General features: G+C 45.7%; 6 protein-coding genes. 1 reads left to right on the forward strand and 5 read right to left on the reverse strand.

Annotated features, from left to right (window positions below; translation table 11 throughout):
* Positions 1 to 395: 395 nt before the first annotated feature.
* The 3 genes from KFE26_RS22910 to KFE26_RS22920 all read right to left on the reverse strand — a co-directional run bounded on the left by KFE26_RS22910 (position 396) and on the right by KFE26_RS22920 (position 3,082).
* Entirely contained in the window at positions 396 to 1,247 is an 852-nt protein-coding gene (locus tag KFE26_RS22910; RefSeq protein ID WP_173496462.1) for a class I SAM-dependent methyltransferase, read from the reverse strand.
* A 140-nt stretch (positions 1,248 to 1,387) separates the two neighbouring features.
* Positions 1,388 to 2,164 (reverse strand): EAL domain-containing protein, encoded by a 777-nt coding sequence (locus KFE26_RS22915; RefSeq protein WP_173496461.1) that lies wholly within the window; start codon positions 2,162 to 2,164, stop codon positions 1,388 to 1,390.
* 204 nt (positions 2,165 to 2,368) lie between these two features.
* The gene (locus tag KFE26_RS22920; RefSeq protein ID WP_212601822.1) at positions 2,369 to 3,082 is read right to left on the reverse strand and encodes an oxidative stress defense protein; all 714 of its coding nucleotides are present in this window, start codon (positions 3,080 to 3,082) and stop codon (positions 2,369 to 2,371) included.
* A 417-nt stretch (positions 3,083 to 3,499) separates the two neighbouring features.
* On the opposite strand from KFE26_RS22920, the gene rimO reads away from it, so the two are divergent.
* Positions 3,500 to 4,918 (forward strand): 30S ribosomal protein S12 methylthiotransferase RimO, encoded by a 1,419-nt coding sequence (gene rimO / locus KFE26_RS22925; protein WP_131523430.1) that lies wholly within the window; start codon positions 3,500 to 3,502, stop codon positions 4,916 to 4,918.
* 211 nt (positions 4,919 to 5,129) lie between these two features.
* Here rimO and fumC read toward each other — a convergent pair whose 3' ends face one another.
* Entirely contained in the window at positions 5,130 to 6,533 is a 1,404-nt protein-coding gene (fumC, locus tag KFE26_RS22930) for a class II fumarate hydratase (RefSeq protein ID WP_131523431.1), read from the reverse strand.
* Positions 6,534 to 6,741: 208 nt separating this feature from the next.
* Positions 6,742 to 6,966, reverse strand: coding sequence for a ribosome alternative rescue factor ArfA (locus tag KFE26_RS22935; RefSeq protein WP_131523432.1), 225 nt, complete (start codon positions 6,964 to 6,966; stop codon positions 6,742 to 6,744).
* Positions 6,967 to 7,114: the final 148 nt, after the last annotated feature.

Here is a 7,114-nt window from a genome sequence, read left to right on the forward strand (position 1 = left end):
TATTTATTTCCTGTGAAATTGTAACTATTTCATAGGCAATAAAATAAACATACAATTTTATTACATTCAATTAATTCTATTATCATTTCTATTGTGCGGCTTCTTTATTAAAGCAAGTTTATCAAAGCAGCTTTAACGGGAATACTGTGCGGCAGCGTTATGAACAAGAGTTATGGATGATGAACTGATTATTAAGCATGGACGTTATTTGGCAAGGAATATCCAAAAGGGGAACTGGTACCTTCCCCTTTTGGTCGACTCTTGATGAAAAATTAAGAGTGAAGCCCACTACTTTAATTTGGCTTTAAATAAAAACAGACTGAAAGAGAAGCGAGATTTAACGAGTCACAGTGACATTATGAGCAGACCTTCTGTTACCAACCTTCAACAGAAGGTCAAATCTTCACACAAACAAACAGCGCATTACCTGATGCTAAATCCCACGGGACAATTCTTTCATAATCGTGTTCGAAAACATGCACTTCAAAATAGGGCGCTAACAATTCCTGCAGCTCAGTGAAGCTGGTAGCGACCATAGCATGTTGGTCTTGCCATTGCTCAATACTGTGGACTTCTTGTAAGCCCACTTCTTGCAAACCTGCGGCGTGTAACCCAGCTTCCAGCGAGCCTAAGCCTTTCATATCAGAGACAGGTAAAGGCGAGACATCAGCAAACGGCTGACTGCTTTTGGCAATACTCAACTTTAATGACTGTTTCTCACCTTGCCCACTGTAATGCCAGCCGGATTCGAAGGCGAAATGACTACCATCAAACTCGGCAAAATGCTTAACCGAACTTGTGTTATCGATTCTGTGCTTATCGACAGTATTAAAACAAAACAGCCCACCGTCATTAAGTGCGCTATGCACACTGGCGATACAGCTTTTAAGGCGTTCGATGCAAGCACTGTAATGGATGGAATATAAAAAACAGGTAATCAAATCGACGCGCTCTTCTAAATAAAAAGCCGTCATATCTTGGAGGTTAAACTGAGCTTCAGGGCAACGACGCATGGCCATGTCTAGCATAGGCTGATTAATATCAAGGCCACTGCACTGATAACCAAGGTCGATAAAATGCCGCACATGTGGACCAGTGCCACAGGCTAAATCAAGATGTTGCTTACCATTATTGCCGAGGAACTGATGCAGACGATGGATACTCGCGCTCTGTTGCTGGTAGTTGATATCGGAACACATTAAATCGTAATAACCGGATAAATCGGTATAGAGCGCGTTGGAAGACATAGTAGCGAATAGGTAACAAGGGCAATTTTAGGTGGCGCATGATATATCAGTTAGCCGATATCAGAAACAAAGAATTATCCATCGAGTCTCTGCACGTGTTATCACTCTAATCGTGCAACGATATCAATCCACCTAACCATTTACTTTGAGGCGTGAAAGCTCAGCTCTTCATAGGAACTCAAATATTCAAGTTGTGGTTTGGCAAAATAATAACCCTGAAAATACTCAATCCCTATTCCAGCGAGATAATTAAGTTCGGCTTCAGTCTCAATGCCTTCGGCCAAAACTCTTGTATTAAGCTCTAAACAAATACGCAGTATTTCATCCACAGCTAACTGCTTTTCTCTATCGAGAGCGATATCACGGATCAAGGTCATATCAAGTTTTAATACTTGAGGGCGCAGGGCTTCGAGCCAGCTTAAATCAGCAAAACCACTGCCAAAATCATCGATTGCCGTGATAAAACCACGCTTAGCATAGCTCTCGAAGATACGGACTAATTTTGCCCGATCAACAATTTGCTCGCCCTCAGTCACTTCGAACATGATTTTGTGAATATCAAACCCATACATGTCGGCGGCTTCAATCGTCGCGCGGATACATGTCTCAGGGTTATATACGGCATTAGGTAAAAAGTTGATACTGAGCATCTTATCGAGTCCCAGCTTTGAAGCGGTTTCTATCGCTTTAACACGGCAAGCCTGATCAAAATAGTATTTATTATTTTCATTAATCCGCTCAAACACCCACGCAGCCCCTTCACCATCAGGGCCTCTAACCAGAGCTTCATAACCGCTAATCTCACGACTAGGCCAATGGATAATAGGTTGAAATGCCATTCGAATTTCAAATCCTAATGACTTACCACTTAAGCAATCCATGCAAGTTTGTTGCTTTATTCGAGCGGGAAAATCCATAAACGGCCTCCTAAACATTAACCTTACTAGTGTGAGGATAAATACTTAAATTTGCCAGTTTTTACTGTTCATCATCCTAATAAAATCCATCACATATAGAGTGAAGAATGCTATTTCCAAAAATATAAAACGATTGTAAACGGCATAAAAAAATGGATGAATCCCAATAGGAGCTTCATCCATCACCATATGCCTCTGACTGATTTACTTCAGTTTATAAACCACTTCAACTCTATCTTCTATGCTCACTTGACCATATTGATAACTCTCGGCGGCGCCCATGGCATCGGCTTTAGCGCTCATGCGTAACATGACAGGTTGCACAGGGCGTTGATCGTAATAACGGATCTGCCAAATCTTACCTAGATTTTCACCAAAGCCTTTAGCCAAAGATTCGGCTTTTTGTTTGGCATCCACAATCGCGGCTTGACGTGCTTTGGCAACGTATTCAGCTTCTTTGCTCGACTTAAGGGCAATGTTATTGACCCGATTCATGCCCTCTTCTAAGGCAGAATCTAAAATAGCATTCAAGCGGCTTAAGTCTGTTACCGTCACGGTAATTTGGCGACTGGCAGTATAACCCGTCAGCTCAGGTGCCTTATCTTGCACATACACATATTGCGGTTGAAGATTTAAATTCGCGCTCTGGATCTGCTCTTTAGTCACACCCGCTGCGGTGAGACGGGCGATAAACTTAGCCACGGCGGCATCGGAATTGTCTTTGGCGGCTTTAGCGGTTTTTTCGGTCACGGCCACTTCCACATTCACATCCGCCATATCGGGTTCGACTTGGATTTGGCTCACACCCATGGTTTCAATATGCGGGAAATCGACCTCAGCGGCGAGCACTGCTGGCGCCATAAACGCGCTAGAAAAAAGACCACCCGCCACCAATACCGCTAAAAGAGAATTTTTCATAACTTACTCCAAAATAATGTGCTTATACCTAAACCACTTCAAATAGAACGCATATTCAAAACGAGACAACTAAAACGACTGTGTCGCTTATTTAGCGCTTAGGCTATCAGTAAAAAGTGCCAATACTTGTGCCAATATGTAACAGCATCAAGAAATTGTCTCTTGCCCCTATAAACGCGGCCAATTTTAAAAAGGGTTAATTTTTCTGAAAAATGTTTAGCGCTTTTTATCCAGATGAGTTCGACCTTGGATCTTTGGCTTGTCTTCCTATATCCACACCCCAAATAGGCCTTAGGGTTAACTGGCATATTCAGCGCCCCAGTTGTACACTTTTCAGCCAAAGCTACTGTACCTTTTAATCACTTCAGGTATAATCCGCCAACTTTTTTAAGGCGGCTTATACCTCAGCGAGAAACCATGACAGTTGAAACTTTTAAACCCAAGCAAACGACCACGCTTGATATCCCAGTCAAAACATTAGAAGCAGCAAGCACTAATGCTGTTGCCACTGGGAATCGCATCGGTTTCGTGTCTTTGGGCTGCCCAAAAAACCTCGTGGATTCAGAGCGTATTCTGACTCAGTTACGCATCGACGGCTACGAAGTCACTAACAGCTACGACAATGCCGACTTAGTTATCGTCAATACCTGCGGCTTTATCGATGCTGCGGTGGAAGAGTCTCTGGATGCTGTGCGTGAAGCCTTAGAAGAAAACGGCAAAGTGATCGTCACTGGCTGCCTTGGCGCTAAAGAAAACCAAATCCGCGAAGTGCACCCAGATGTGTTAGAAATCACTGGCCCACACAGCTACGAAGCGGTGTTGAAGCACGTTCATAAATATGTGCCTAAGCCAGAGCACAACCCTTTCACCTCGTTAATCCCACAAACTGGGGTTAAGTTAACGCCTAAGCATTACGCTTATTTAAAGATTTCAGAAGGTTGCGACAACCGTTGTACTTTCTGCATTATTCCTTCGCTACGTGGCGATCTCGACAGCCGCCCAGCGGGCAGCATCTTAGATGAAGCTAAGCGTTTAGTGGAATCAGGCGTACAAGAAATTCTAGTTGTGAGCCAAGACACCTCGGCCTACGGCAAAGACAAAGGCGGTCGTACCGATTTTTGGAACGGTATGCCAGTCAAGCAAGACATTACTAGCCTAGCGCGCCAACTGGGTAAAATGGGCGCTTGGGTGCGTCTGCATTACATCTATCCCTACCCATGGGTTGACGATTTGATCCCGCTAATGGCGGAAGGTTTAATCCTGCCGTATTTGGATATTCCAATGCAGCATGCTAGCCCGCGCATCCTCAAGATGATGAAGCGTCCAGGCCGTGTTGACCGTCAGTTAGAAGCGATTCAACGCTGGCGTGAAATCTGCCCAGATCTAGTGATCCGCTCGACCTTTATCGTCGGCTTCCCTGGTGAAACCGAAGAGGATTTCCAAATCCTGCTCGATTTCTTAAAAGAAGCACGTCTTGATCGCGTCGGTTGCTTTAAGTATTCAGAAGTGGATGGCGCTGTCGCCAACACCATCGCCGAGCTAATCAGCGAAGACGTTAAAGAAGACAGATACCACAGATTTATGGAAGTCCAAGCCGAGATCAGCGCCGAACGTTTAGCCCGTTTCGTTGGCCGTACCTTAGACATTCTGATTGACGATGTAGACGAAGAAGGCGCCATTGGCCGCAGCTTTGCCGATGCACCAGAAATCGACGGCATGGTGTTTATCAATGGTGAAACTGAACTTGAGCCCGGTATGTTGGTTCGTGCCCGCATCACCCATTCAGATGAACACGATCTGTGGGCCGAAATAGTCGACGCTGACACCCAAGACTAAGCTGTTCTGATACAGGACAGGCTATGACTCAAAAAGCGAACCTCTGGTTCGCTTTTTGTTTTTATCATTTCGTAAGCATTAACACTGCGAATGCTTCAGAATCCTTACTCCACTGTTTCTTCACACTGTCTTGGCCCACGATATTGATTCATTGCCTGCCTCAATTTCGCTGATTTATCAGCAGCTAGGCTGAGACGTTATGAATTAAGCATTAAGCATCTGGCCCTAACATCTTGTTGGCATCGACCCAAAGCTCGAACTCTTCTGCCGTGACAAACTCAAGTTCTAATGCCGCTTGGCGCAGTGTCTTGTGTTCGCTATGGGCTTTTTTGGCGATCTTAGCGGCCTTTTCATAACCAATATGTTGATTCAGCGCCGTCACTAGCATGAGCGAGTTTTCCACATGCAGCGCGATTTGTGGCTCATTTGCCACTATGCCGACCACGCAGTGATCATTAAACGATTGGCAAGCATCCCCCAATAAGCGCCCCGATTGCAGCACATTGGCGATAATCATCGGCTTAAACACATTGAGCTCAAACTGACCATTGCTGCCGCCAATGCTAACGGCGACATCATTGCCCATGATTTGCGCGCACACCATAGTCATGGCCTCGACCTGAGTCGGGTTGACTTTGCCCGGCATGATTGACGAGCCTGGTTCATTTTCAGGCAGTAATAATTCAGCGATGCCGCAGCGCGGTCCAGAACCTAACATCCTAATATCATTTGCGATCTTCATTAAACTGACCGCCGCCACTTTATAGGCCGCCGACAGGGCGACTAATTCATCGTGGGCAGCAAGGGCGGCAAACTTATTCGGCGCCGTCACTAAGGGCAAGCCCGTGAGTTTTGCGATATTGTCCGCCACCTTAACGGCGTAATCCTTGTGTGTATTCAGCCCAGTGCCCACGGCGGTCGCACCTAAGGCTAACTCGGCCACCCGCTTGAGACTGTGCTCAATGCCTTCGATGCCATGACTTAATTGCGCGGCGTAACCCGAAAACTCTTGACCTAAGGTTAACGGTGTTGCATCCATAAAATGCGTGCGGCCGATTTTAACTAGGTGCGCAAACTCCTCGGCCTTGTGCTGCAAGCTCTGCTGTAGTGACTTCATGCAGGGCAAAACCAGCTCAACGGCTTGACGATAGGCAGCAATGTGCATGGCGGTGGGAAAAGTATCGTTGGAAGATTGCGAGCGATTTACATCGTCATTGGGGTGCAAACATTTAACTGCATCGGTGAGTTGCCCACCCGAGAGCACATGGCCGCGATAGGCGATCACCTCATTGATGTTCATATTGGTTTGCGTGCCCGAGCCCGTTTGCCAAATCACTAAGGGAAATTGCGTATCGAGTTCGCCCGCAATCAGCTCATCGCACACTTGGGCAATCAGTTGAGCTTTATCTTGGTGCAAGACGCCAAGCTGTTGATTGGTAATGGCGGCGGCTTTCTTTAAATAGCCAAAAGCGTGGATCACTTCGACAGGCATAGATGCCTCAGCACCAATACGAAAGTGCTGCCGCGAACGCTCGGTTTGTGCGCCCCAATAACAGTCGGCGGGGACTTTTACCTCACCCATAGTGTCGTGTTCGATTCGATATTGCTGTGCCATGCGCATCTCCTTCGCTAAAACCCTCTAAGCCTTCACCATACTCGCTCAGGGCGAAAGTACAATTAACCTCCAACAAGGAGTATCAATAATAAGGCTGATTTAAGCGTAAAGATTGGCGTAAAGGCAGGTGGAGGTGCATGAATTGGCAGGATTAACGAGGCACTAACACAGTAGACTAAAACAGCGAACTAAAGCAGTAAAAAGCAGATTAACAAAAGCGCAGACCTAGAAAGTCAAAAGGGGCATCGCCCTTGTGCTGATGCCCCTTTCGGTTTTGTGCTTTACGGTCATATGACCCTTTGCCCTTTTTCGCTTTCTCGGTGCGGGTCCTAAACAAGGGACTCGTCACTAACGCTTTTAGTGCGTTATCGGTAATGGTGCCTCGACCACTTTCGTGTTCTAAGGGCATATTTTGCGGTTTTTGCTTAGTCATTTTATGCCTCACTGCTTAATGAAAGTTAAGCCCATAGCCTAACAGCGCAAACTATAACGCAATCAAATAAGATGTACAGAGTTTGTGCACTCCAACATAAAAAATGACTTTGACTAGTAGGAAAGTATGATAGATTATTCAAACAAAA

This window comes from Shewanella sp. M16 (genome assembly GCF_018224605.1).
In the GTDB taxonomy this organism is placed as follows: domain Bacteria; phylum Pseudomonadota; class Gammaproteobacteria; order Enterobacterales; family Shewanellaceae; genus Shewanella; species Shewanella oncorhynchi.

Coding starts and splice junctions, on each gene's coding strand:
- KFE26_RS22935 (WP_131523432.1), bottom strand. CDS start 6,966: ATGACTAAGCAAAAACCGCAAAATATGCCCTTAGAACACGAAAGTGGT.
- KFE26_RS22915 (WP_173496461.1), bottom strand. CDS start 2,164: ATGGATTTTCCCGCTCGAATAAAGCAACAAACTTGCATGGATTGCTTA.
- KFE26_RS22920 (WP_212601822.1), bottom strand. CDS start 3,082: ATGAAAAATTCTCTTTTAGCGGTATTGGTGGCGGGTGGTCTTTTTTCT.
- rimO (WP_131523430.1), top strand. CDS start 3,500: ATGACAGTTGAAACTTTTAAACCCAAGCAAACGACCACGCTTGATATC.
- KFE26_RS22910 (WP_173496462.1), bottom strand. CDS start 1,247: ATGTCTTCCAACGCGCTCTATACCGATTTATCCGGTTATTACGATTTA.
- fumC (WP_131523431.1), bottom strand. CDS start 6,533: ATGGCACAGCAATATCGAATCGAACACGACACTATGGGTGAGGTAAAA.